Here is a 23,865-nt window from a genome sequence, read left to right on the forward strand (position 1 = left end):
GCGCCATCGCCGGCGTGAGCCGGCGATGATGCTCAGCCCGTTTCGAGGTCGGGCGCAGCGTCACCCGGCTGCCGCAGCATGCGTCGCGCAATCTTCTCCTCGCTCGGCACCTTGACGTCCCAGGCCAGTCCCAGCGCTTCCAGCGCCCGGATGAAGACAAAGCCCGGATCGAACTCGAACCAGCGCAAGCCGAAGGCCGCGGAATAGGGAAAGGCGTGGTGGTTGTTGTGCCAGCCCTCGCCCCAGGCAAGCCAGGCCACCACGCCGAGATTGCGGCTGTTGTCGTCGCGGGTGACGAACGGCTGCGCGCCAAAGCTGTGCATCACGGAGTTGATGGCCGACATGGTCTGCTCGACCACGAACATGCGCACCACGCCGCCCCAGAGCAAGCCGGTCAGTGCGCCCCACGGGCTCATCGTGGCGAGGCCGCCGATCGCGGCCGGCAGCACCAGGCCGAGACCGACCCAACTGTAATAGTAGCTGTTGACGGCAACCAGCCTGCGATCCGCCATCAGATCCGGAACATAGTGCGCAACATTGGGATAATCGTGCGCGATCATCCAGGTCAAATGCGCGTGCAGGAAGCCGCGCAGGCGGCCGAATGCGCCCTTGCCGTGCAGCCGCGGCGAATGCAGATCGCCGTCGTGATCGGACAATTCGTGGTGCCGGCGGTGCATTGCCGCCCAGGACAGCATGGGACCGCGGCCGGCCATCGATCCCATCACGACCAGGATCGCACTCATCGCCGTGGAGGTCGCGAAGGCGCGGTGGGTGAAGAGCCGGTGATAGCCGACGGTAAGGCCGAGGCCGGTGACCAGCCAGAAGCCGACGAACAGGCCAAGCTCCATCGCGCCGATCGGGCGGTAGAACAGAAGGACCAGCGCCAGCAGCGTGCCGACGAAGGGCAAAACGTCGAAGATCATGAAATGCCGGCGCTGCATCCGGCGAAAATGCCGGCTGCGGATAATTCGATGATCGCGTTGCTGCTGCACGGGCGGGATTCCAGGGCACCGACTATGAGTACATACCCCCGCGGCGGCCGCAACCCAAGCCGCCGCCCAAGGTTTCAACAGCCACGAAAACCTATACAATCGGCCGGACGCGCCAAACGCGTTGAAATATCGCCCCTTTCCCTTGCCCCACGAGCCGCCATGCCGTCACGTGCTGCGACGATCTTGACCGTACTGTCACTTCTCATTGCGGGACCGGCCATGGCATTTGATTCGGCTTTCGACCTCGAGGCCCATCGCGGCGGGCGGGCACTGCTGCCGGAAAACACGCTTCCGGCCTTCGCCAACGCGCTGTCGATCGGCGTGGACACGCTGGAGCTCGATGTCGGCATCACCGCCGACGGCGAAGTCGTCGTCTCGCATGAGCGCGGGCTCAATCCTGATATCACGCGGGATGCGAACGGCGCCTACGTCACGCCTCCCGGCACTCCCTTCGTGAAACTGCGGCTCGCCGACGTCAGGACCTATGACGTCGGCCAGATCCGGCCAGACAGCCCTTACGCGAAGCAATTCCCCGACCAGCGCGCCATGCCCGGGACCCGCATTCCGACCTTGAGCGAGCTGTTCGCGCTGGTGCGCAAATCCGGCAATACGCGCGTGCGCTTCAACATCGAGACCAAGATCGATCCGAACCATCCGGACGAGACGCTCGATCCGCAATCTTTTGTCACCAAACTGCTCGGCGTGATCGAAGCCGAGAAATTCTCCGACCGCGTCATGATCCAGTCGTTCGACTGGCGGACCCTGCTGCTCGTCCAGCAGCGGGCACCAAAGATGCCGACGGTGTACCTGACGCTCCAGCGCGGCTCGGGCCAGACGGTGGCGCTGGACAAGGCGACCAATTGGACGGCGGGCTTCAGCCCGGCCGATCACGGCGGGTCGCTGCCGCGGACCATCAAGGCTGCGGGCGGCGCGGTCTGGTCACCCTATTTCGGCGATGTGACCGCGGCACTGATCGCCGAGACCCATGCGCTCGGGCTGCGTGTCGTGGTCTGGACGGTCAACAAACCCGAAGACATGGCGCGCATGATCGAGATCGGCGTCGACGGGATCATCTCCGACAGGCCCGATTTGTTGCGGCAGGTCGCGGGCGAGAAGGCAATCGCGTTGCCCGCGGGGACGCCGGTGGAGCCGTAGAAGCGGGCCCTACTCCCCGTCCCGCAAGCGCCGGTACAGCGCGCCCAAAATGTTGGAGTAATCGTCGGTCCAGACCCGCACCCGGTCGTCGGCTTCGGTCTGCTCCCATGTTTTCGACGATGCGAGCCTGCCGACGTCGGCATCCTCGCGGGCGGAGATGACGACGTCGGTCGAGAAGATGTAGTCACCATCGCGCCCGGAATCCTCGTTGTAGACCCAGCTCTTGAGATCGTTGGCATCGGCGATACCGACCACGACCGTCTCGAGATCGAGGTGGCGGTTGGAGACGTGCATCACCACGGCGCCGTGCGGAGCGAGCTTGTCCTTGTAGATCTTCATCGCCTCTTCGGTCGCAAGATGGATCGGGATCGCATCCGACGAATAGGCATCGACGATGATGAGATCATAGGCACCGTCCGGCTCCTTCGCGAAGGTGAGGCGGGCATCGCCGATCACCGGCTTCAGGCCCGGCATGCAGCTCGAGATGTAGCGGAAATTCTTCGGATCGCTTGCCGCGTCGACCATGGACTGATCGATCTCGAAGAATGTCCAGCTCTCGCCGGGCTCGGCGGCGCAGGCGAGCGTGCCCGATCCGACGCCGATCGCCGCGACGTTCAGCGGCGCGCCCTTGCGCTCGCGCATCGCGGTCACGGCCTGACCGATGCCGCCGTCCTTGTGATAGTAGGTGATCGGCTCCGGCCGGCCGGTGACCGGCGTGCCGTCATTGTTGAGGAAGCGCTCGGCGCCGTGAATCGTGGTGCCGTGCATCAGCACGTGGAAATAGCCGCCGGGCGTCACCACGATCTTGTGCACACCGAAGAAGCTGCGCACCGTGGTGACGCGGCCTTCGTCCGCCGGATAAACCCGGATCAACGCCAGCGCGAGCGCGACGGTGGCGAATATCTTCCAGCGGCCGGCGTTGACCGCCAGCGCCAGCAGCGCGGCGAGCACGCCGACGCCGCCGGCTATCCAGACCCGGTGATCCTCGAACCAGGTCGATAGCCCGCCCGTCGTGGTGGACGGCACAACGAGCACGACGGCGAGCGCGGCAAGCGCCAGCCAGTACCATTTGACGATGCCCGCCAGCCGCTCGTTCGCGGGCGGCCGGCACAGCGCGGCAAGCGCAACCAGGATCGGATATTCGGCGATCCAGGAGAATGTGAACGGCGCAAGGAGCCCTGCGAACAGGCCGCCGACCATGCCGCCGAACGATAGCGCGACATAGAATCCGGTGAGATATTTGGCGGCCGGCCGGGTTCGCGCCAATTCGCCGTGGCAAGCCATCGCGATGACGAAGAAGCACAATTGATGACCGCCGAGCGTCAGCAGCAGGTTCTGTTCGCCGCCGAACGCCAGCAGGAAGACGACGCCCGCGATCGCGACCGGCTGGAGCATCAGCATCCATTTGTGCGGCAGTAGCGGCCGCGACTGGAACACCACCACCCAGGTCAGGAGATACAGCGACAGCGGCAGCACCCACAGCAGCGGCGCTGCCGCAACGTCGGTCGAGATGTGCGCGGTGACGGCGATGAGCAGGCCGGACGGCACTCCGGCGAGGAATATCCAGCGCAGCCGAGTCATCAAACCGGGAGCCGGCGCATTCAAATCCTCGGTTCGCGCATCGACCATGGCCAGTTTCGGCGAGCGCAACAGCAGCACGCCGCAGGCGGCGATTAGGACGATCAGGATGCCGTAACCGCCGGTCCAGAGCCGGTTCTGCGTGTGCAGCGTGAACATCGGCTCCAGCAGGAACGGATAGGACAGCAGGGCTAGGAAGCTGCCGATGTTGGAGGACGCATAGAGGAAATAGGGATCGTGTCCGGCAGGATGCCCGGTGCGGACGAACCAGGCCTGCAGCAACGGATTGTTGGCGGCAAGCGCGAAGAACGGCAGCCCGATCGAGATCACGAACAGACCGAGCAGCCAGACCGCGTAGCCCGAAGCGGGCGGATCGCCATAGGCCGAGGCGATGCCGAGCGGCAACGTGACGAACGCTGTAATCAGCAGCAGGAGATGCACCACCACCGGAACGATGCGGTTCCTCACCTGCATCAACAAATGCGCATAGGCGTAGCCCGCCAGCAGCAGCGACTGGAAGAACACCATCGCCACCGACCACACCGCCGGCGAGCCGCCGAGCCGCGGCAGGACCATCTTCGTGAACAGCGGCTGCACCGAGAACAGCAACAGCGCGCTGACGAAGATCGCGGCGGTGTAGACCGTCAGCAGCAGCCGGTTGCGTGACGATGACGGCTGCTCCGTGGCGGCGGGTTGCACGATCGAATCCATGGAAGCTCCAGCATATCCCGGCGGGCGCCGGGCGCGCGCAATGGAGCACAAGGCGCCTGAACGGGCAATAAAGGGTCTCGTGATGTTGCAGCGGGGAATGCTTGATATACAGATGTTCCGAGCCCGGTCGTTCAGACCATCCGGGAATGAGCGTGGAACAGCTTGACGCCTTCATGATCGAAACCGACGTCATCATCATCGGCGCTGGCCATAACGGCCTCACCTGCGCGGCCTATCTCGCGATGGCCGGCTTGCGCGTGCGCGTGGTCGAGCGCCGCAAGGTGGTCGGCGGGGCCGCGGTCACGGAGGAATTTCATCCCGGCTTCCGCAATTCGGTCGCGGCCTACACCGTGAGCCTGCTTAATCCGCAGGTGATCCGCGACTTGAAGCTGGCCGAACAGGGCCTGCGCATCGTCGAACGGCGCGCGCAGAATTTTCTGCCCGCCCCCGACGGCAGCTATCTGCTCACCGGCGAGGGGCGGACACAGGCGTCCGTCGCGCGGCTGAGCGCGCATGACGCAAACGCGCTCGACGGGTTTTCGCGCGAGCTGGAAGATATCGCCGACGTGCTCCGGCAATTCGTGCTGCGCGCGCCGCCAAACCTGCTCGATGGTTTCGGCACGGCTTCGATCCGCGAAGCCGTGAACGCATTCCAGAGCGCCAACATCCTGCGTGGGCTGTCGCTGGAGCAGAGCCGCAGCCTGCTCGATCTCTTCACCCGCTCGGCCGGCGAGATGCTGGACGAACGTTTCGAGCATGATCTGGTCAAGGCGCTGTTCGGCTTCGATGCCATCGTCGGCAATTATGCCAGCCCTTACGCCGCGGGATCGGCCTATGTGATGCTGCATCACGCCTTCGGCGAGGTAAACGGCAAGAAGGGCGTCTGGGGTCACGCCATCGGCGGCATGGGCGCGATCACGCAAGCCATGGCGCGCGCCGCACGCGACCGCGGCGTTGTGATCGACACCGATGCGGGCGTGCGCGAGGTCATCGTCGAGCGCGACCGCGCCGTCGGCGTGGCGCTGGAGAACGGCACGGCCATCCGCGCGAAATATGTCGCAGCCAACGTCAATCCGAAGCTGCTCTATACGCGGCTGATCGCCGCCGATGCGCTTCCCCAAAACTTCCTCGACCGCATCCGACACTGGAAGAACGGCTCCGGCACCTTCCGCATGAACGTGGCGCTGGACCGCCTGCCCTCCTTCACGGCACTGCCGGGCGACGGCGATCATCTCACCTCCGGCATCATCCTGGCCCCTGATCTCGGCTACATGGACCGCGCTTTTCTCGACGCCCGGGCCCACGGCTGGAGCCGGGAGCCCGTCGTGGAAATGCTGATTCCCTCGACGCTCGACGACACGCTCGCGCCCGCTGGACACCATGTCGCGAGCCTGTTCTGCCAGCACGTCGCGCCGGAGCTTCCCGATGGAAAGTCGTGGGACGACCATCGCGACGAGGTCGCCGACCTCATGATCGCGACGGTGGACAAATACGCGCCGGGTTTTGCGACCAGCGTGCTCGGCCGCCAGATCCTGTCACCGCTCGACCTTGAACGGCAGTTCGGCCTGTTGGGGGGCGACATTTTCCACGGCGCGCTGACGCTGAACCAGCTGTTCTCGGCCCGGCCGATGCTGGGTCACGCCGATTATCGCGGGCCCCTGAGAGGCCTCTATCATTGCGGCTCCGGCGCCCACCCCGGCGGCGGCGTCACCGGCGCGCCTGGCCACAACGCCGCCCAGGCAATCCTGAGGGATCACCGGTCGTTGTTCGGAAGCCGTGGATAAGCCTGTGGATGGGCTGTGGACAGACTGTTGGCAAAGCTGTGAAAGGGCGGTGGGTTATGCCCCTTCAAAGCCTGCTACAAATCGGTGGAAAATCCGAGAATGAGCGGCGGGATAATCCGTGGACAAAGTCCGGACAAACCAGCGGGTAGCCTGTGGGCATTCTGTGAAAACCTCTCCCCAAAACGACTTCGCCCGCCAGGGGGCAATTCCCCCGGCGGGCGCGGCTCGAAAGCAGTCGTATGGAGAATTGCCCCGCCGGGAAATGGGAGGCGGAAATTACTTTAAGGAGCTGCTAATCGAAGTGAACTTGTCGTTCATGGTGGTGCCCAGTCCGTTCACGACGGTGATGATCGCCAGCGCGATGCCGGCTGCGATCAGGCCGTACTCGATTGCGGTTGCACCTGAATCGTCGGTCCAGAATTTCAAAATCATGCGCTTCAAGTCTCGCCTCCTTTTCCATTTCAAGCTGTGTGGGTTGCCCAACACCCGCAATTCTACGTGGCACAACCTGCGGTCGGGTTAACCTCATAAATGCAAGTTATTAGAAAAATCGGGAACAAAAGTTCCAAAAATTGAACCGGACGGAACCCTGAGATGCAGCCTGCCCCCACCCATCGCGCCAGTTTTTCGATCGGCAGCGAGATCGCTGCCAAGCGCATCGTCGACGTCCTCACCGAGGTTTTCTTCGAAGACGATGCGGCGGTCGCCGCCTTCGAGCAGCCGAACGGACAGTGGGACGTCGCGCTGCATTTCGCGCACGCACCGGACCGGGCGTGGCTGCGCGAACTCGTTGCAACATCAGCAGGAAATGAGATCGCGGACACGCTGGCCTTCGACACCGTCGAAGCCAGGGACTGGGTCAAGTCGAGCCTGGAAGATCTCGTCCCGGTGCCGGCCGGGCGCTTCGTCGTCCACGGCAACCATGACCGCGACCGCGTGGCGCCAAACAAGCTCGCCATCGAGATCGAGGCGGCTCTCGCCTTCGGCACTGGCCATCACGGCACCACACGCGGCTGTTTACTCCTGCTTGACCATGTCCTGAAACGCACCCGGCCCGGCCGCGTGCTCGACCTCGGCACCGGAACCGGCGTACTGGGAATTGCGGCGGCAAAGGCGCTGCATCGCGCGGTGCTAGCCTCCGACATCGACCCGGCCTCGGTCAAGGTGGCAGCCGAGAACGCCTTGTTGAACGAGGTGGGTCACCATGTGCGCGTGATCCGCGCCACCGGCTTCGCTGCAGCTGATTTCGGCAGATGCGGCCCGTTCGACCTGGTGCTGGCCAACATCCTTGCCAATCCGTTACGGCAATTGGCGGGCCCGATGACGCGCCACCTCGCCCCTGGCGGGCGCGTCATCCTCTCCGGCCTGTTGACGCCCCAGGTCCCCGCCGTGATCGCCGCCTACCGCGCGCGCGGCCTCGTGCCTCTGAAGCACATGCGAATCCAGGGATGGAGCAGCCTGTTGCTGCGGAAGATGGGGTGAGTACGGCCGCTGCCGTAGATGCCGCTACTTTGCCGTCTCTTCGTCCCGGCGCATCGCGCGCTCGGCCTGCGAGGCGCGCCTCGCGCGGCGTTCGGCGAAACGGTCGATCATCTGGCTGATCAGGCCGCGCGGTTTCTTCGGTGTTGCCGCAGCCGGGGCGCGGCGCACCGGCGGCGTAATCTTTTCAAACGTGAACGCAGGCATCGAGTGTCCCCTCGTCGTTGAGATGAACAACTTGCTCGAATTTCCCTGTCATCTGGACGAAGCGCAACTGCCGCATCCTGTACTCCACTCAATTCGAATGGAACTTGTTCAAGCACAGTCCATGCCAGATGCGACCTCAAATGCGTCTACATTGCGGACTGATCCGCATGATCCTAAAGTGATCCACCATGTTCGAAGCGCATTTCCAGACATTCGAGGAGCCCGAGGCCGGCGTCGCGTTGACAGCCCGGCTGGCCGCGCTCCGTGAAGAACTCGCCCGCCGCAAGCTGACCGGTTTCGTGATTCCACGCGCCGATCAGCAGCAGAATGAGTACGTGCCGCCGTCCGAAGAACGTCTCGCCTGGCTGACCGGTTTTACGGGCTCGGCGGGACTGGCGGTGGTGCTGACGCACGAGGCCGCGGTCTTCGTCGACGGCCGCTACACGATCCAGGCGGCCAAGCAGGTCGATTCAAGGGCCTGGGCCGTGGAATCTCTGATCGATCCCCCGCCGGAAAGCTGGATGTCGGCACACCTGAAGGCCGGCGACCGCCTAGGATTTGATCCGTGGCTGCACACTTTTGCAGCAGCCGAGCGTTTGGCCGCCGCCTGCACCAAGGCCGGTGCCGAACTGGTCGCCGTCGACAGCAATCCGGTCGATGCGATCTGGCAAGACCGGCCACAGCCGCCGATTGCGCCGGTCACGGTGCACGGAATGCAACATGCCGGCGTGACTGAAGCCGAGAAGCTGACGCAGATCAGGAGCGAGATCGGCAAGCTCGGCGTCGATGCGTTGGTGCTGTCCGACAGCCATGCCGTGGCCTGGACCTTCAACATCCGCGGCGCCGACGTCGCGCATACGCCGCTGCCGCTGTCCTATGCGCTGGTGCCGAAGGACGGCCGTCCCACCATCTTCATCGATCACCGCAAGCTCTCAAATCTGACCCGCGACCATCTCGAGCAGTCCGCCGACGTGCGCGAGCCCGATGCGATGGCGCCGACGCTGATGGCGCTCGCCAAGAGCGGTGGATCGATCGCGCTCGACAATGCGACCGCGGCCGACGCCCTCAGCCGGCTGATCACGGGCGCCGGCGGCAAGCCGGTGCGCGGCAGCGATCCGATCGCGCTGCTCAAGGCGGTCAAGAACACGACCGAGATCAAGGGCACGCAATCGGCGCACCGGCGCGACGCCGTGGCGCTGGCACGCTTCCTCGCCTTCATCGACCGCGAGGCGGCAAGCGGCAAGCTCACCGAGATCGACGCGGTCGAGGCGCTGGAGACATTCCGCCGCGACACCGGCGCGCTCAAAGATGTGTCGTTCCCGACCATATCGGGCACCGGCCCGAATGGCGCGATCGTGCACTACCGCGTCACCCGCAAGAGCAACCGGCGGATCGTCCCCGGCGATCTGCTGCTGATCGATTCAGGTGCACAATACGAAGACGGCACCACCGACGTCACCCGCACCATGGCCGTGGGCGAGCCGACCGACGAGATGCGCGACCGCTTCACGCGTGTGCTGCGCGGCCACATCGCGATTGCGCGGGCGATCTTTCCCGACGGCGCCACCGGCGCGCAGCTCGACACACTCGCACGGCAATATCTCTGGGCCGCCGGCGTCGATTTCGAGCATGGCACCGGCCACGGCGTCGGCAGCTATCTGAGCGTGCATGAGGGGCCGGCGCGAATCTCGAAGCTCGGCACTACGCCGCTGAAGCGCGGCATGATCCTGTCCAACGAGCCCGGCTACTACAAGACAGACTGTTTCGGCATCCGCATCGAGAACCTCGAACTGGTGGTCGAAGCCGATATCAAGGGCGCGGAAAAATCGATGAACGCGTTCGAGACGCTGACCCTGGCGCCGATCGACCGCCGGCTGATCGATGTCGGCATGCTCAGCAAGGACGAGCTCGACTGGCTCAACGCCTACCACGCGCGCGTCAGGGCCGAGGTGCGGCCGGCGCTGGACGAGACGACCAAGGCCTGGCTGGACCAGGCCACGGCGGAGTTGAAGGCGTAAGCGCGTCGTCGCAAAGCCGCATGGCTCCACGCGCTTTGCGCAAGGCTGCTTCTCCACCACAGCTGTCATGCCCCGCGACCCGGCTACGCCAAGGCTTCGCCGGGGTGAGGTCTAGGGGCGCCGAAGCTTTAGCGAAGGCGGCAGGCGGGGAATCCAGTATTCCAGAGACAGGAAACGCATGCGAAGAAGCCGCGGCGTACTGGATCGCCCGGTCAAGCCGGCGATGACACCGACTTTTTGACGCGAGCAACGCGCCCAATCGGCGCTATGGCGCCCTCATCATAACCGTCCCGGAATCCGTATAGCCGCATTCCGAAACGCCGATATGCGTCTTGCGCGAGCGCGCTACAGTCCGATTCGAATTTCTACGAGACGGACACGCATGCACGGCATGATCAGCAAGCCGCCGGACACGGCGAAGAACCTCGCGACCTCGCGCGTGGTGTTGCTGCTGCTCGTCGTCATGACCGGCATCGCGCCGATCTCGCTTTACATGCTGGTTCCGGCGCTGCCGGTGCTGGCGACGACCTTTGGCAGCGACATCTCGGTCGCGCAGATGACGGTGTCGCTGTATATGGTCGGCATCGCGCTGTCGCAACTCATCATGGGCCCGCTGTCGGACCGTTTCGGGCGGCGACCGGTGCTGCTCGGAGGACTGGCGCTGATGGTGGTCGCCAGCGCCGCCTGCATCTTCGCGGAAACCCTGCCGCAGCTGATCGCCGCGCGCTTTTTCCAGGCGTTGGGCGGCGCCGCGGGCATGGTGGTGAGCCGCGCCATCATCCGCGACATCTACGAGCGCGACCGCGTCGCCTCGATGATCAGCCTCGTGGTCGCGGCGCTGATGATCGGGCAGATGGTCTCTCCGCTCACCGGCGGCCTGATCGAAACCGCGTTCGGCTGGCGCGCGATCTTCTACGCCATCACCGTCGCCGCGATCATTGTCGCCGTCGGAATCGCATTCGCGCTGCCCGAGACCCGCCGAGACCGCGTCGCCGGCAGCGGCTTTCGCGGCGATGTCGGCATCCTGATCCGCAACCGCGCCTTCGTCGGCTACGTGATGTGCCAGGTGCTGGCCTCGCAGATCATCTTCACCTTCGCGGGCGGCGGCCCCTATATCGTGGTAACGCAGATGGGCAGGACCAGCGCCGAATACGGCGCGTGGTTCGCGACGACGGGCTTTGCGTATCTCGTCGGCAATCTGCTCTGCGTGCGCTTCGCGCCCAGGCACTCGCTGGAGAAGTTGATCTGGTTCGGCCTCGCGCTTCAGCTTTGCGGCAGCCTGTTGAACCTGCTCTGGAGCTTCACCGGCTGGAACGAGGCGCCCGCCTGGCTGTTCGGCACGCAGATGATCGTGATGGTCGGCAATGCCTTCGTGATGGCAAACTCGGCCGCCGGCGCGATCAGCATCCGTCCCGAGGCCGCCGGCACCGCGTCAGGTGCGATGGGCTTTCTCCAGCAGGGCATCGGCGCGCTGATGTCGCAATTCGGCGCCTATCTCGGCGGCCATTCCGCGACCACGCTGCCGCTCACCGCCGCGGTACTGGCGATCTCCCTGCTCTGCGCCTGCACGATGACCTTCGTCGTCCCCCGCCGCGAGGTCATGGTGAGCGAGACGCTGATCGAGCAGGCGGAAGAGGAAGAGAGCGGGATGATGTGATCGGGCGCGGTGAGGCCTTCTTCCTTCTCCCCTTGTGGGAGAAGGTGGCGCGCGTAGCGCGCCGGATGAGGGGTCTCTCTCCGCACGGGTCCCCTCTCAAAGTTTGAATTCGAGGATAGAACCCCTCATCCGGCGCTGCGCGCCCCCTTCTCCCACAAGGGGAGAAGGGAAGAGTCACTCCCCGATCAGCGCCAGCCACTCGTCCTCGGTCAGCACCTTGACGCCACGCTTGTTGGCCTCCGCGAGCTTCGAACCTGCGCCGGGGCCTGCGACGACGAGATCGGTTTTCTTGGACACCGACCCGGACACTTTTGCGCCTAGCCGCTCAGCGGTGGCCTTGGCCTCGTCGCGCGTCATCTTCTCCAGCGAGCCCGTGAACACCACGGTCTTGCCGGCGACGGCGGAGTTACTCTTCGGCTTCTCCGCGTCGATGATCTCGACCTCCCTGGTAAGCCGCTCGACGATGCCGCGATTGTGGCTCTCGCCGAAATAATCGGCGATGCTCTTGATCACGGTCTCGCCGATCTGGTCGAGCGCGTCCATCTCGGCCATCGCCTCCTCGTCGCCCTTGGCGACCTTGAGGCTGGCATCGTGGAAGGCGTCCCAGGAGCCGTAGCCGCGGGCCAGCGCCAGCGCCGTGGTCTCGCCGATATGGCGCATGCCGAGCGCGAAGATAAAGCGCTCCAGTGCAATCTTCCGACGGCTCTCGATCGCGCTGAACAGATTGCGCACCGAGGTTGCCCCGTAACCCTCGATGTCCTCGAGCTTGAGTTTCGAATTGCGCTTTTCCAGCGTGAAGATGTCCGCTGGCTCCTTCACAAAGCCCTCGTCGAAGAAATACTGGAGCTGCTTCTCGCCAAGACCGTCGATGTCGAAGGCGCGCCGCGACACGAACAGCTTCAGATGCTCGATCTTCTGGTAGGGGCAGGCGAACTCGCCGGTGCAGCGAGCGCGTGAGCCCTCTTCGCCCGCCGCCGTCTCCTCGCGCGTGACGTCGGTGTGCAACGGGCACGGGCACTTCTTCGGAAACTGGAATTCCCTGGCAGCCTTCGGCCGCTTGTCGAGGACGACGTCGACCACCTGCGGGATGACGTCGCCGGCGCGCTGGATCACGACGGTGTCGCCGATCCTGATGTCGCGGCCCTCGCGCAGCACTTCGCCCTTATTGCCGATACCCTTGATGTAGTCCTCGTTGTGCAGCGTGACGTTCTGCACGATCACGCCGCCGACGCCGACCGGTTCGAGCTTGCCGACCGGCGTGAACGAGCCGGTGCGGCCGACCTGGATCTCGATGTCGCGCAACACCGTCGTGGCGCGTTCGGCCGGGAATTTGTGGGCAATGCCCCAGCGCGGCGTGCGCGAGACGAAGCCGAGCCGCTCCTGCCAGTCGATGCGATCGACCTTGTAGACGACGCCGTCGATGTCGTAGTCGAGCTTTGCGCGCTGCTCCTCGATCGCATGATGAAACGCCAGCAGCTCCTCGACGGAGTGACAGAGCCTGGTCAGCGGGTTGGTCTTGAATCCGCAGCGCTCGAACCAGCCGATCATGCCGCTCTGCGTGCCCTCCGGCATCGCGCTCATCTCGCCCCAGGCATAGGCGAAGAAGCCGAGGGGGCGCGAGGCGGTGATGGTCGGATCCTTCTGCCGGAGCGAGCCCGCGGCCGAATTGCGCGGATTGGCGAAGATGGTGCTGCCTTCCGCCTTCTGCCGCTCGTTGAGCGCGAGGAAGGCCTTCTTGGTCATGTAGACCTCGCCGCGCACCTCGCAGATATCGGGGACGTTGCGGCCCTTCAGCCTCTTCGGCACGTCCTCGAGCGTGCGGATGTTGGCGGTGACGTCCTCGCCGACCGCGCCGTCGCCGCGAGTCGCCGCGGTGACGAGTTCACCGCCCTCGTAGCGCAGCGACATCGAGAGGCCGTCGATCTTCGGCTCGGCCGAGAAATCGATCTTGTCGTCGTCGAGCTTCAGGAAGCGCACGATGCGGCCGACGAAGTCGCGCAGATCCTCTTCCGCAAAGGCGTTGTCGAGCGACAGCATGGGGACGGCATGCCGCACCTTCTTGAAGCGGCCTGATGGTGCAGCACCGACTTTCTGCGACGGAGAGTCCGCGCTGACGAATTCCGGAAAGCGCTTCTCGATCGCGTTGAAGCGCTGGCGTAGCGCGTCATACTCGGCGTCGGTGACGGTGGGCGCGTCGTCCTGGTAGTAGCGTTCGTTATGCCCCTCGATCTCGAGCGCGAGCCGCATGTGCTCGACCTTGGCCTGCGCCTTGGTGAGGTCGGCGACGTCGCGAAGCGGTGTTGGTTTCGATTTTGCTGCTCTGGCCATGGTGCTTGGATACGATGGAGCGGGCGGGAGGGTAAAGGCGTGTTGAGGTCTCGCGCCCCGGACGCAGCGCAGCGCTTCTTTGGCGGTGCGCTGCAGAGCCGGGGCCCATCGGGGCGACATTCTGGGTCCCGGCTCGCGCTTGCGCGCGTCCGGGACACGAAATCAAGCCGTCGCCGCCTTGAGCAGCCGGTCCGCGGCAGCCCTCGCCTCGGCGGTGATCTCGGCGCCGGCGAGCATCCGCGCGATCTCCTCGCGGCGGTGGTCGGCGGCAAGCGCATTGACGCGGGTCGCAACGCGCTTGCCCTTGTCCAGTGCGTCCTTTGAGATCAGCAAATGCTGGTCGGCACGAGCGGCGACCTGCGGGGCGTGGGTGACGGCCATCACCTGGACCTTGCCGGCGAGCCGCGCCAGCCGTCTGCCGATGGCGTCCGCGACCGCGCCGCCGACGCCGGTGTCGATCTCGTCGAAGACCAAGGTCGGCGCCGAACCGCGGTCGGACAGCACGACCTTCAGTGCCAGCAGGAAACGCGACAGCTCGCCGCCGGAGGCGACCTTCATCAGCGGCCCCGGCTTGGCGCCCGGGTTGGTCTGCACCCAGAACTCGACGCGGTCGAACCCTTGCGGGCCCGGAGCTGCCTCGTCGGTCTCGACCTGGGTCATGAACTTTGCGCGCTCGAGCTTGAGCGGCGCGAGCTCGGCATTGACGGCCTTGTTGAGCTTCTCCGCCGATTTCTGCCGCGCCATCGACAGCTTCTTCGCAGCCGCCGCATAGCGCGCATCGGCCTCGATCGCGGCCTGCTCCAGCTTCTTCAGCCGTGAGGCGCCGGCATCGATCAGAACGACATCGGCGGCGTATTTTGCGGCGAGCGCGGCGAGCCCGTCGACCGGCGTCGAATATTTGCGCGAGGCGGCGCGCAACGCGAACAGGCGCTCCTCTATCCGTTCGAGCTCCGAGGGATCGAAATCGGTCGCCGCAAGCGCCGCCTGAAGATGCTGGTCGGCTTCCTCCAGCGCGTTGATGGCGATGTCGATCGCCCTCACCGCGGGTTCGACCAGCGCCGGCGAGTTGACGCCGCGACGCTCCAGCCGCCGCACGGCCGCCGACAGCGAGGCGACCGGCGAATGGTGGCCGCCGACCGCCTCCTGCGCCTCGCGCAGGTCGGAGGCGATCTTCTCGCCCTGCATCATCGTGGTCCGACGGGAGGCCAGCGAGGTCTCCTCGCCGTCCTTGGGCGCGAGCTGCTTCAATTCGTCGGAGGCGTGGCGGAGGTAATCGGCTTCGCGCGCGGCGCGCTCCATGCCGGCGCGATGCTCCTCCAGCGCGGTGTTGGCGGTGCGGCGGGCGTCCCAGAGCGCCTCGACCGCCGAGACGTCCTTTTCGAGACCGGCGAAGGCGTCGAGCAGGCGGCGGTGGGTGGCGGCATCGACCAGCGCGCGCTCGTCGTGCTGGCCATGGATCTCGACCAGAGCGGCCCCGACCGCCTTCAGCGTCTGCACGCTGATCGCCTGGTCGTTGATGAAGGCGCGGGTGCGGCCGTCGGCGAGCTGGACCCGGCGGAGAATCATCTCGCCGGTATCGTCCAGCCCGTTCTCCGCGAGGATTTTGGCCGCGGGATGGTTTTTTGGGATATCGAATACGGCAGTGACCTGCCCCTGCTCCGCCCCATGCCGCACGAGGCCGGCATCGCCGCGGCCGCCGAGCGCCAACGCAAAGGCATCGAGCAGGATGGATTTGCCCGCACCGGTCTCGCCGGTCAAAACCGCGAGGCCCGGTGCGAATTCGATATCGAGCCGTTCGATCAGGACGATGTCACGGATCGACAGACGCGCCAGCATGGAATTCTATTTCCTAGCCGAGACCCATTTTCTTGAAGGTCTTGCTAATCCAGGACCCCTGATTCTCGCTCGGTTCGAGACCGCCTGATTTTACAAGATTATAGGCGTCCTTGTACCAGCGACTATCAGGAAAATTGTGCCCGAGCACGGCGGCGGCCGTCTGGGCCTCGCCAACGATGCCGATCGCCATATAGGCCTCGGTCAGGCGGTACAGCGCCTCCTCGACATGGCGGGTGGTCTGGTACTGCGTCACCACGGCCTTGTACCGGTTGATCGCCGCCGTGTAGTCGCGCTTCTGCGCGTAATAGCGGCCGACGTTCATTTCCTTGCCGGCGAGTTGGTCGCGCGCACCTTCGATCTTGGCCTTGGCCGAGGTCGCATATTCGGAGGTCGGATATTTGCGCACCACCTCTTCCAGCGAGGCGATCGCCTTCTCGGTGCGGGTCTGGTCGCGGCTGATGTCCGGAATCTGGTCGTAATGCGAGGCGGCGATCAGATATTGCGCGTAGGCCGCATCCGGGCTGCCGGGATGCAGCGTGACGTAGCGGGTGGCCGCGCCGATACAATTGTCATAATCCCCGCCCTGGTAGGACGCGTAGGCCGACATCAGCAATGATTTGCGGGCCCAGTCGGAATAAGGATGCTGGCGGTCGACCTCTTCGAACTTCTTGTTCGCCGCCTTCATGTCCTTCTTCTCGTTCATGAGGTACAGGCCCTCATTGTAGATCTTGTCGGCGGGCTCCTCGACGAAGGTGTCGTCCTTGGCGGTGAACTTGTCCCAAAGCGCGCCGGTGCCGCAGCCGGCCAGCGGCAGCGCGAGCACGAAGAGGGCGACAACCTGAAGCAGCCCACGGGCTCGAGACGAGACTTCTCGAGACGGGACTTGAAGATATCCGCGCGTCATACGCTGTGCCGACATGAGTATTGCCCTGACGCCCTGTGGTGCGGTGTCCGCCAGCCCATGAACCCCGTCCTGGGCGCGAAATATAGGCGTGGTGCCTGCCGTGCGACCACGCCGGTGTAACCGAAAAACGATCTTCAACCAACCGGATAGGCAGGCATTCCGCCCGGATTAAGGCGAACGCGCCGCAATCCTAGCCGATCATCGTTACCAGGAGTTTCCCGGGGAAAGCCCCGCCAAACGCCCGCGGCGACGGGTCTCTTCAGGACGCGTCTCTCGTCTAGGAAACGTCCGCTGCAGGAAACGTCTCTCTTCAGGAAACGTCCGGCCCGTAGACCGCGGCGATCCGGCCACCGACGATGCCGCGACCGGTTTCGGCCACCGGACGCGTGGTGCGGCGGGCTGCCTCGCCCTCGACCACCCGCCAAGCGGTGCGGTCGGCGAGCAGCGCGGTCAGAACGGTGTGGTTGAGCTTGTGGCCGCCACGTACCGAGCGGTAGGCGCCGAGCAGCGGCAGACCCGCCAGCGCGAGGTCGCCGATCACGTCCAGCACCTTGTGGCGGGCGCATTCGTCGGCGTAGCGCAGGCCCTCGGTGTTGAGCAGCCGCTCCTCGTCGAACACGACGGTGTTGTCGAATGAGGCACCGAGCGCATAGCCGGCGCTCCAGAGCCGCGCGACGTCGCACATCAGACCGAAAGTCCGGGCCCGGCCGACTTCGCGGCGGAAACGCTCCGGGTTGAGGTCGAAGGCATAGCTCTGCTGGCCGATGACAGGATTGGTGAAGTCGATCTCGACCTCGGCGCGGAACCCGTCGGCATAGGGCCTGATCTCACCGAAGGAGTCGCCGATCTTGACCGAGATCGGCTTCAAAACCTGGATGAAGCGGCGCTGCGCCGGCTGGGTCACGATGCCGGCCTGGTCGATCGCCGCAACGAAGGCTGCCGCGCTGCCGTCCATGATCGGCACTTCCGGCCCATCGATCTCGATGATGGCGTTGTCGACGCCCATGCCCCGCAGCGCAGCAAGCACATGCTCGGCGGTGGAAACCAGCGGGCCATCCCGATCACCGAGGACGGTGGCGAAATCCGTCGCGATCACCTGCTCGGCGGTGGCCTGAACTTCGCGGTCGCTTCCCTCGAGCCCGGTGCGGATAAAAACAAATCCCGCGTCGACAGGCGCGGGTCCAAGCGTGAGCGTGACGGGAAGACCGGAATGAACGCCGACGCCTGCCACACTGGCTTGCGCACGAAGCGTTGTTTGCCGGCTAAATTTCATCAGGAACCGCCCCACTACGACCATCGCGACTTATACTGAACCCGACTGCGGCCTAGACCGCTGTTCCGAATCCGTATCCCCAAGTCACGGCAAACCATAGTCACTGCCCCAAACAGCGCCAACTCACGCTTTTTTACCGATTGTTACCCCAAACCCGCCGTATTCGCGCCAAGGCTTAACCAAATTGGACCGGAGTTCGGGACCGTTTTCGGTAGTTTTACTGAACCATCGAATACGTAATTAATGATTTAAAATCAGTTGTTTGGCCACGCAATCCGGATATGCACGGGGCAAAAGAAAAGGCCCCGGCAAGCTTCCCGCCGGGACCTTTTTTCGTCCGCCTTATTGTAACAATCCTCAGGTCGCCTGCCGCCGCAGGAAGGCCGGGATATCAAGATGGTCATCTCCCTGTGGCGCCGGGGCAACAGGCGCGGGACGGCCGTGCATGTCCAGGCCCTGCGGCGCGGGACGACGTGCATACTCGGACACCGGCTCGGTAGAAGCGATTTGCTGCGCCACGGTCTTCTGGGGGCGGCGATCGGGCAGTGGCGGCATCGCGGGACCGGCGGTGCGGGCCGCGATCGGCGCCTCGGTCTCCTCGTCACGACGGCCGAGGCCGACATTGGCGAGGCGCTGCAGCAGCGACAGCCGGGTCTTCTGCGGGGTCTCCTCCTCGACCTCGCCGCGGGCCTGGCGAAGCTCGGCCTGGGCGGGCATCGGAAGTTCCTCGATCCGCGGCATCCGCGGTGTGCGGACCGGTGCACGCTCGGCCTGCGGAGGGATGAAGGTTTCCGGCGTCATCGGCTCTTGCATGGCCATCGGCGCCTGCTCGGGCTCGGGGAACAGCGTGGGCTTCTGCGCGATCGGGCGCACGGTAACGTCGCCATAGGTCTGCATCGGCGCGGGAGCCTGCGGAACGTCCGCAACGGCGGCGGCGATGGCGGCAAGCGCAGCGCGCTCGACGTTCGGACGCGGAGCCGTGGGAGCGGCGGCAAATTGGCCCGTTCCTGTGGCCGGGGTCTGTCCTTCGAACTTCTGGGCGCGCTCGGCCATGCGCTGATTGTCAGCGCGCAGCCGCGCGGTCAGATCGGCAAGACGGCTCTCGGCAGCCGCGGCGGGAGCGGCGGGAGCCTGCTGCGCCTGCGGAGCAGGATTCGCCACGGGAGCGCTGGTGGCCTGGCTGTTGCGCGCGATCGCGGCCTGTTCGATGCCGGTGGCGACGACCGAGACGCGGATCAGGCCATCGAGGGCCTCGTCGAAGGTGGCGCCGACGATGATGTTGGCGTCCTGGTCGACTTCCTCGCGGATGCGGGTCGCAGCTTCGTCGACCTCGAACAGGGTGAGATCCTTGCCGCCGGTGATGGAGATCAGGAGGCCCTTGGCGCCCTTCATCGAGCTATCGTCGATCAGCGGGTTGGCGATCGCGGCTTCGGCGGCGGTCAGCGCGCGCTTGTCGCCGGAGGCTTCGCCCGTACCCATCATCGCCTTGCCCATCTCGCGCATGACGGCGCGGACGTCGGCGAAGTCGAGATTGATCAGGCCTTCCTTGACCATCAGGTCGGTGATGCAGGCAACGCCCGAATAGAGCACCTGGTCGGCCATCGCGAAGGCGTCGGCGAAGGTGGTCTTCTCGTTCGCGACCCGGAACAGGTTCTGGTTCGGGATGATCAGCAGCGTATCAACGACCTTGTGCAGCTCATTGATGCCCGCTTCCGCGGTGCGCATGCGGCGGCCGCCCTCGAAGTGGAAGGGCTTGGTCACGACGCCGACGGTGAGGATGCCCATCTCGCGCGCGATCTTGGCGATCACGGGAGCTGCGCCGGTGCCGGTGCCGCCGCCCATGCCGGCGGTGACGAACACCATGTTGGCGCCCGAGAGATGGTCACGGAGTTCGTCCATGACTTCTTCGGCCGCGGCCGCGCCGACCACCGGCTGCGAACCTGCGCCCAACCCTTGCGTGGCCGCCGTGCCCATCTGCACGATGCGCTGCGCCTTCGACATCGTCAGCGCCTGCGCGTCGGTGTTGGCGACCACGAAGTCGACGCCCTGGAGGCCCGCCGTGATCATGTTGTTGACGGCGTTACCACCGGCGCCGCCGACGCCGAACACGGTGATGCGGGGCTTCAGTTCGTGAATATCAGGAACATTGATGCTGATGGTCATGTTTGCCTCTCGATCACGCGCGCGTGGGTTCGCCCCGGCCGGCGGCCGCGGGAGTTGGTGAAAATCGAATATTGCGGGAAGGAGTCATCAGAAGCCCTCGCGTAGCCATCGTCCGACCTTTCCGAAATACCCGCCGGTCCCCGTCCTGACCTGCTGCCGCGTATGCCGCGGTTCGACATGTTCGTGGTGAACATATTGCGGGTAGACGAGCAGTCCGGCCGGCACCGCGAAGGCGGCGTTCTTCGCCTCGTTGGGCAGCCGGCCGAAACCGAGCGGACGTCCGACCCGCACGGGCCGGCCGAGAATCTGCGTTCCGAGCTCAACGAGACCCGTGAGCTGCGAGGCCCCGCCCGAGAGCACGACGCGGCCGTTCGGCTCCGAGGCGAAGGGCGAATCCTTCAGCTTGTCCCGAACCATTTCGAAGACTTCCTCGGCACGATGCTTGACGATGTTGGCGATGGTAGCGCGGGAGACGATCTGCGGCAGATCCTGCTCGTCACCGGCTGTCGGTACAGACATCAGCTCACGCGAGTCCGATCCGCCGGTGATGACGGTCCCGTATAACGTCTTGATTCGCTCGGCATCGGCAATGGTCGCGGAGAGTCCGCGCGCCAGATCCATCGTGATGTGTTGCCCGCCGACCGCAAAACCCGCGGCATGCACGAAGTGGCCGCCGGAAAAGACCGCGATCGTGGTGGTGCCCGCGCCCATTTCGACCACGGCGGCGCCGAGATCGGCCTCGTCGTCGGTCAGCACCGACAGGCCTGCCACATAGGGGCTTGCCGCCATGGCTTCGACGTTGATGTGGCAGCGTTCGACCGCCAGCATCAGGTTCCGCGCCACCGTGGCGTCGCAGGTGACGACATTCATGTCGATGCCGAACTGATGCGCAACCATGCCGCGGGGGTCGCGGATACCTTTGACGCCGTCAAGCGTGTAGCCGACCGGCAGCGCGTGCAGCACGGTGCGGCCTTCGCCGGTGGCGTGGCGCATGCCGGTGGAGGTGACGCGGCTGACATCGGCCGGTGTCACGGCGCCGCCGCGGATGTCGGCCGCAGCTTCGACCAGCTGACCGGAGAGCCGGCCGCCGGAGACCGACAGCAGCACGGACTCGACCCGCACCTTGGCCATTTTCTCTGCAAGCCCGACGGCCTGTCGCACCGCCTGCTCGCATTCGCCGAGATCGATCACGGCGCCGGCCTTCATGCCGCGCGACTGAATCTGGCTGTAGCCGATCAGCTCCACCGCATGGGTCCGGTCGCGCAGGGCTTCGCTCGGCGCCGACGGCTTCAGCCGCGCGATCATGCAGGCGATCTTGCTGGTGCCGATGTCGAGGCAGGCGACGAGGCCGCCGCGCTTGTGCGGCATCGGGCGTGTCTTCGGTGTCTGGGTGCGATCAAGACCGGTCATGCAGCGTCCCCGGCCTTTTTCTTCTTCTTGTCCTTGAACAAATCGTCGCGCGCCTTGGCGGCGTCCTCGGACAGCTGCACGACGAGCCGATCGGGCAGGCGCAGGTCGACGGCGACGATGTCGCGGGAGAACAGCCTGTCCTCCTTGTCGAGCCTGGACAGCATCGCAAGCGCGTTGCCGACGTCCTGTTCGGGCAGGCGGATGTCGAGGCCGTCCTTGAGCCTCAGGTTCCAGCGCCGCTCACCGACGAAGATCGCGGCCTTGGTAATGGAATTGACCTGCGGATAGCGCGCCAGCAAAGCGAGGAAATCGCGGGCCTGCGTCTCGGCGCCCTTGCCGACCACGAGCGGCAGCGACAGAAAGCGGCGCGAGACGTAGGGTTCGAGCACGGCGCCGTCATCGGCGATGACGGAGAGCCGGCCGGCCTCCTGCCACAGCGCGAACGCCTTGCGCTCGGTGAGCTCGATCATGAGCTGGCCCGGATAGAGCTTCAGCACGGTCGCATCCGCGATCCAGGGATTGGCCTTGAGCTTGTCGCGCACGGCGTCGGCGTCGAGAAACAGCAGCGAGGATCGGCCGCTGACGCCGCCGATCGCGAGGATCTCGTCCTGGCTGAGCTGCTTGCGACCGTTGATCACGACGGAGGTGATGCGGAAGCCGGCGGAATTGGCCAGCGCGTTGCGGGTGTCGTTGACCGCCGTGATGAAATCCTGGAGATGGCCGCCCTTGACGATACCGAAGCCGCAGCTTCCGATCAGGAGCAGCACCGTCATGCTGATCCCGACCCGGCGCGGCAGATAGCGCTCGACCAGCGCGACCAACCGCGGCGGCGGCTCGCGCTCGACGATGGCTTTGGCCCTGGTCTTTTCCTTGGCGGCAGCACGGGCGCCGAGAACTCTTTCCTGACGCTTGTCCTGCACCCACTCGCGCAGAAGCACGACCGCTCCGATAGCGGCCGCCTTCAGGTCAGCTTGGGGCCTCAGCGATCTGAAAAGCGACCGAGTGAGGCTTCCTGCTCCATCCATTGCACGAGCTCGTCAACAGTTTGCCCGCGACATCGCGCGGGTCCTGGCGAACATGACGTCTCGGACTTGCCGGGCCGGGTGCTGGTCTTCAGCAGAAGAAAACCTCTCCCCTTCAGAGCGTTCGCTGGGGGTGACAACACCCGCAACGGTCCACGCGCCGGCAGCCAAAGCGTCATATGCGCCGCCAGCGTTAACCTTCGGACGTCCTGGTAAACAAAAGGTAAAGTTCGTTAACGACGTGAGCTTTTTGCCCAGGCCTGTGAGGCATTTATGCCGCAATATCCGGCATTTTACCGGTTTTGGGTTCCAAAACCGGCCGTTTCGCCAGTTCGGCCGTTAACCAGTCCTAATTATTTTCGCACACCGGCCACAGCGAGCTCGATCAGGCCGCGCAGGAAGTCGACGAACTCGATGCTCTCGGCCTTCAGCGCCTTGGGGTAGAGCGAGGACTTGGTCAGGCCGGGCAGCGTGTTGGTTTCGAGATAGACCAGCCCCTTGTCCGAGACGATGAAGTCCGAACGGGAATAGCCGGTACACGACATCGCCCGGTGCGCCAGCATCGCCTGGTGCTTCAGCGCGGCGGTGATTTCGGGTGCGAAACGGCCGGGACAGATCTCTTGGGTCGACTTCAAAAGATATTTCGCCGCGTAGTCGAAACTGCCCTCGCCCGGAATGATCTCGATCGGCGGCAGCGAGATGATCGAGCCGTCCGGCCGCTCCAGCACGCCGCAGGTCGCCTCGACGCCGGAGATGTAGGGCTCGATCACGTACTCTTCGTGCTTGGCCGCATTGCGAACGGCGACGAGATCCTGCTTGGCGTTGACGAAGATCAGGCCGTAGCTCGAGCCATCCCTGGCGGGCTTTGCGATCAGCCGGCCGTATTCGGCGAAGGCCTCGTCGATCTGGTCCAGCGCAATGTTGGCCGGCGGCGTCACGCCGCCGAGCGCGGCGAAATGCTTGGCCGCGATCTTGTCGAACGCGAGATGCGAGGAGGCCGAGCCCGATCCGGTGAACGGCACGCCGCGCGCTTCGCACATCACCTGCAATTCGCCGTTCTCGGCACGCCCGCCATGCAGGCCGAGCACCAGCACGCGGTCCTCCGCCCTGGCCTGGTCGAGCGCCTGCTCCAACGGAATGCCCGACGTGCCCGGCTTGAACTCGTCCTCGAACGGGCGGGCATGTTCGAGCAGCTGTTTGGACTGCACGACATGCACCTTGTCCTCGACGTCCCACCACCAGAGATCGGCCTCGGGCAGCGCCTGATGCAGCGCCTGGGCTGAGGCGACGGAAACCAGACGTTCGCGGTTGGAGCCGCCGAAGAGGATGGTGATGCGCATGTTCTCTC

General features: G+C 65.2%; 17 protein-coding genes. 5 read left to right on the forward strand and 12 right to left on the reverse strand.

Translation table 11 applies throughout. The features are described 5' to 3' along the window. Positions 1 to 32 precede the first annotated feature (32 nt). Positions 33 to 992, reverse strand: a complete 960-nt coding sequence (locus ACFQX9_RS12870; RefSeq protein ID WP_377788777.1) for an acyl-CoA desaturase — start codon at positions 990 to 992, stop codon at positions 33 to 35. Positions 993 to 1,151: 159 nt separating this feature from the next. Between ACFQX9_RS12870 and ACFQX9_RS12875 the strand changes: the two genes are divergently transcribed. After that, positions 1,152 to 2,147, forward strand: coding sequence for a glycerophosphodiester phosphodiesterase (locus ACFQX9_RS12875; RefSeq protein ID WP_377788779.1), 996 nt, complete (start codon positions 1,152 to 1,154; stop codon positions 2,145 to 2,147). Positions 2,148 to 2,156: 9 nt separating this feature from the next. Here the strand turns inward: ACFQX9_RS12875 and ACFQX9_RS12880 are convergent, their stop codons facing one another. Beyond that, positions 2,157 to 4,436 carry a spermidine synthase gene (locus tag ACFQX9_RS12880; protein WP_085349075.1) on the reverse strand — a complete coding sequence of 760 codons (2,280 nt, stop codon included), beginning with the start codon at positions 4,434 to 4,436 and terminating at the stop codon, positions 2,157 to 2,159. 146 nt (positions 4,437 to 4,582) lie between these two features. Between ACFQX9_RS12880 and ACFQX9_RS12885 the strand changes: the two genes are divergently transcribed. Beyond that, the gene (locus ACFQX9_RS12885; protein WP_377788781.1) at positions 4,583 to 6,220 is read left to right on the forward strand and encodes a phytoene desaturase family protein; all 1,638 of its coding nucleotides are present in this window, start codon (positions 4,583 to 4,585) and stop codon (positions 6,218 to 6,220) included. A gap of 276 nt (positions 6,221 to 6,496) precedes the next feature. Here ACFQX9_RS12885 and ACFQX9_RS12890 read toward each other — a convergent pair whose 3' ends face one another. Next, on the reverse strand, positions 6,497 to 6,652 hold the full coding sequence (locus ACFQX9_RS12890; RefSeq protein WP_085395715.1) for a Flp family type IVb pilin: 156 nt from the start codon (positions 6,650 to 6,652) through the stop codon (positions 6,497 to 6,499). Between the two features lie 162 nt (positions 6,653 to 6,814). Between ACFQX9_RS12890 and ACFQX9_RS12895 the strand changes: the two genes are divergently transcribed. Further along, positions 6,815 to 7,702, forward strand: a complete 888-nt coding sequence (locus tag ACFQX9_RS12895) for a 50S ribosomal protein L11 methyltransferase (protein ID WP_377788783.1) — start codon at positions 6,815 to 6,817, stop codon at positions 7,700 to 7,702. A gap of 24 nt (positions 7,703 to 7,726) precedes the next feature. Here the strand turns inward: ACFQX9_RS12895 and ACFQX9_RS12900 are convergent, their stop codons facing one another. Next, entirely contained in the window at positions 7,727 to 7,906 is a 180-nt protein-coding gene (locus tag ACFQX9_RS12900) for a hypothetical protein (RefSeq protein WP_018454252.1), read from the reverse strand. A 188-nt stretch (positions 7,907 to 8,094) separates the two neighbouring features. On the opposite strand from ACFQX9_RS12900, the gene ACFQX9_RS12905 reads away from it, so the two are divergent. Both ACFQX9_RS12905 and ACFQX9_RS12910 read left to right on the forward strand, forming a co-directional pair. Beyond that, positions 8,095 to 9,924, forward strand: a complete 1,830-nt coding sequence (locus tag ACFQX9_RS12905; protein WP_377788785.1) for an aminopeptidase P family protein — start codon at positions 8,095 to 8,097, stop codon at positions 9,922 to 9,924. A gap of 382 nt (positions 9,925 to 10,306) precedes the next feature. Continuing rightward, positions 10,307 to 11,581, forward strand: a complete 1,275-nt coding sequence (locus ACFQX9_RS12910; RefSeq protein WP_377788787.1) for a multidrug effflux MFS transporter — start codon at positions 10,307 to 10,309, stop codon at positions 11,579 to 11,581. A gap of 174 nt (positions 11,582 to 11,755) precedes the next feature. Here ACFQX9_RS12910 and ligA read toward each other — a convergent pair whose 3' ends face one another. The 8 genes from ligA to ACFQX9_RS12950 all read right to left on the reverse strand — a co-directional run bounded on the left by ligA (position 11,756) and on the right by ACFQX9_RS12950 (position 23,857). After that, on the reverse strand, positions 11,756 to 13,909 hold the full coding sequence (gene ligA, locus ACFQX9_RS12915; RefSeq protein ID WP_377788789.1) for an NAD-dependent DNA ligase LigA: 2,154 nt from the start codon (positions 13,907 to 13,909) through the stop codon (positions 11,756 to 11,758). 162 nt (positions 13,910 to 14,071) lie between these two features. Next, the gene (recN, locus tag ACFQX9_RS12920; protein WP_377788791.1) at positions 14,072 to 15,745 is read right to left on the reverse strand and encodes a DNA repair protein RecN; all 1,674 of its coding nucleotides are present in this window, start codon (positions 15,743 to 15,745) and stop codon (positions 14,072 to 14,074) included. Between the two features lie 13 nt (positions 15,746 to 15,758). Continuing rightward, positions 15,759 to 16,664 (reverse strand): outer membrane protein assembly factor BamD, encoded by a 906-nt coding sequence (locus ACFQX9_RS12925; protein WP_026232697.1) that lies wholly within the window; start codon positions 16,662 to 16,664, stop codon positions 15,759 to 15,761. A 295-nt stretch (positions 16,665 to 16,959) separates the two neighbouring features. Continuing rightward, a complete protein-coding gene (lpxC, locus tag ACFQX9_RS12930) occupies positions 16,960 to 17,922 on the reverse strand; it encodes a UDP-3-O-acyl-N-acetylglucosamine deacetylase (RefSeq protein ID WP_377788793.1) in 963 nt (320 codons plus the stop codon). A gap of 357 nt (positions 17,923 to 18,279) precedes the next feature. After that, positions 18,280 to 20,085 (reverse strand): cell division protein FtsZ, encoded by a 1,806-nt coding sequence (gene ftsZ / locus ACFQX9_RS12935; RefSeq protein WP_018454245.1) that lies wholly within the window; start codon positions 20,083 to 20,085, stop codon positions 18,280 to 18,282. Positions 20,086 to 20,172: 87 nt separating this feature from the next. After that, a complete protein-coding gene (ftsA, locus tag ACFQX9_RS12940; protein WP_018454244.1) occupies positions 20,173 to 21,495 on the reverse strand; it encodes a cell division protein FtsA in 1,323 nt (440 codons plus the stop codon). Then, positions 21,492 to 22,520 (reverse strand): cell division protein FtsQ/DivIB, encoded by a 1,029-nt coding sequence (locus tag ACFQX9_RS12945; protein WP_026232695.1) that lies wholly within the window; start codon positions 22,518 to 22,520, stop codon positions 21,492 to 21,494. The genes ftsA and ACFQX9_RS12945 overlap by 4 nt, the downstream gene beginning before the upstream one ends. 350 nt (positions 22,521 to 22,870) lie before the next feature. After that, a complete protein-coding gene (locus tag ACFQX9_RS12950; RefSeq protein ID WP_085349138.1) occupies positions 22,871 to 23,857 on the reverse strand; it encodes a D-alanine--D-alanine ligase in 987 nt (328 codons plus the stop codon). Between the last annotated feature and the right edge of the window lie 8 nt (positions 23,858 to 23,865).

The sequence above is a fragment of the Bradyrhizobium sp. GCM10028915 genome (genome assembly GCF_042666195.1).
Classification (GTDB): Bacteria; Pseudomonadota; Alphaproteobacteria; order Rhizobiales; family Xanthobacteraceae; genus Bradyrhizobium; species Bradyrhizobium canariense_D.

Bases quoted from the DNA above. Each gene is read 5' to 3' on its own strand.
- ACFQX9_RS12875 (WP_377788779.1), top strand. From the start codon at position 1,152: ATGCCGTCACGTGCTGCGACGATCTTGACCGTACTGTCACTTCTCATT.
- ACFQX9_RS12880 (WP_085349075.1), bottom strand. From the start codon at position 4,436: ATGGATTCGATCGTGCAACCCGCCGCCACGGAGCAGCCGTCATCGTCA.
- ACFQX9_RS12885 (WP_377788781.1), top strand. From the start codon at position 4,583: ATGAGCGTGGAACAGCTTGACGCCTTCATGATCGAAACCGACGTCATC.
- ACFQX9_RS12890 (WP_085395715.1), bottom strand. From the start codon at position 6,652: ATGATTTTGAAATTCTGGACCGACGATTCAGGTGCAACCGCAATCGAG.
- ACFQX9_RS12895 (WP_377788783.1), top strand. From the start codon at position 6,815: ATGCAGCCTGCCCCCACCCATCGCGCCAGTTTTTCGATCGGCAGCGAG.
- ACFQX9_RS12900 (WP_018454252.1), bottom strand. From the start codon at position 7,906: ATGCCTGCGTTCACGTTTGAAAAGATTACGCCGCCGGTGCGCCGCGCC.
- ACFQX9_RS12905 (WP_377788785.1), top strand. From the start codon at position 8,095: ATGTTCGAAGCGCATTTCCAGACATTCGAGGAGCCCGAGGCCGGCGTC.
- ACFQX9_RS12910 (WP_377788787.1), top strand. From the start codon at position 10,307: ATGCACGGCATGATCAGCAAGCCGCCGGACACGGCGAAGAACCTCGCG.
- ligA (WP_377788789.1), bottom strand. From the start codon at position 13,909: ATGGCCAGAGCAGCAAAATCGAAACCAACACCGCTTCGCGACGTCGCC.
- recN (WP_377788791.1), bottom strand. From the start codon at position 15,745: ATGCTGGCGCGTCTGTCGATCCGTGACATCGTCCTGATCGAACGGCTC.
- ACFQX9_RS12925 (WP_026232697.1), bottom strand. From the start codon at position 16,664: ATGTCGGCACAGCGTATGACGCGCGGATATCTTCAAGTCCCGTCTCGA.
- lpxC (WP_377788793.1), bottom strand. From the start codon at position 17,922: ATGAAATTTAGCCGGCAAACAACGCTTCGTGCGCAAGCCAGTGTGGCA.
- ftsZ (WP_018454245.1), bottom strand. From the start codon at position 20,085: ATGACCATCAGCATCAATGTTCCTGATATTCACGAACTGAAGCCCCGC.
- ftsA (WP_018454244.1), bottom strand. From the start codon at position 21,495: ATGACCGGTCTTGATCGCACCCAGACACCGAAGACACGCCCGATGCCG.
- ACFQX9_RS12945 (WP_026232695.1), bottom strand. From the start codon at position 22,520: ATGGATGGAGCAGGAAGCCTCACTCGGTCGCTTTTCAGATCGCTGAGG.
- ACFQX9_RS12950 (WP_085349138.1), bottom strand. From the start codon at position 23,857: ATGCGCATCACCATCCTCTTCGGCGGCTCCAACCGCGAACGTCTGGTT.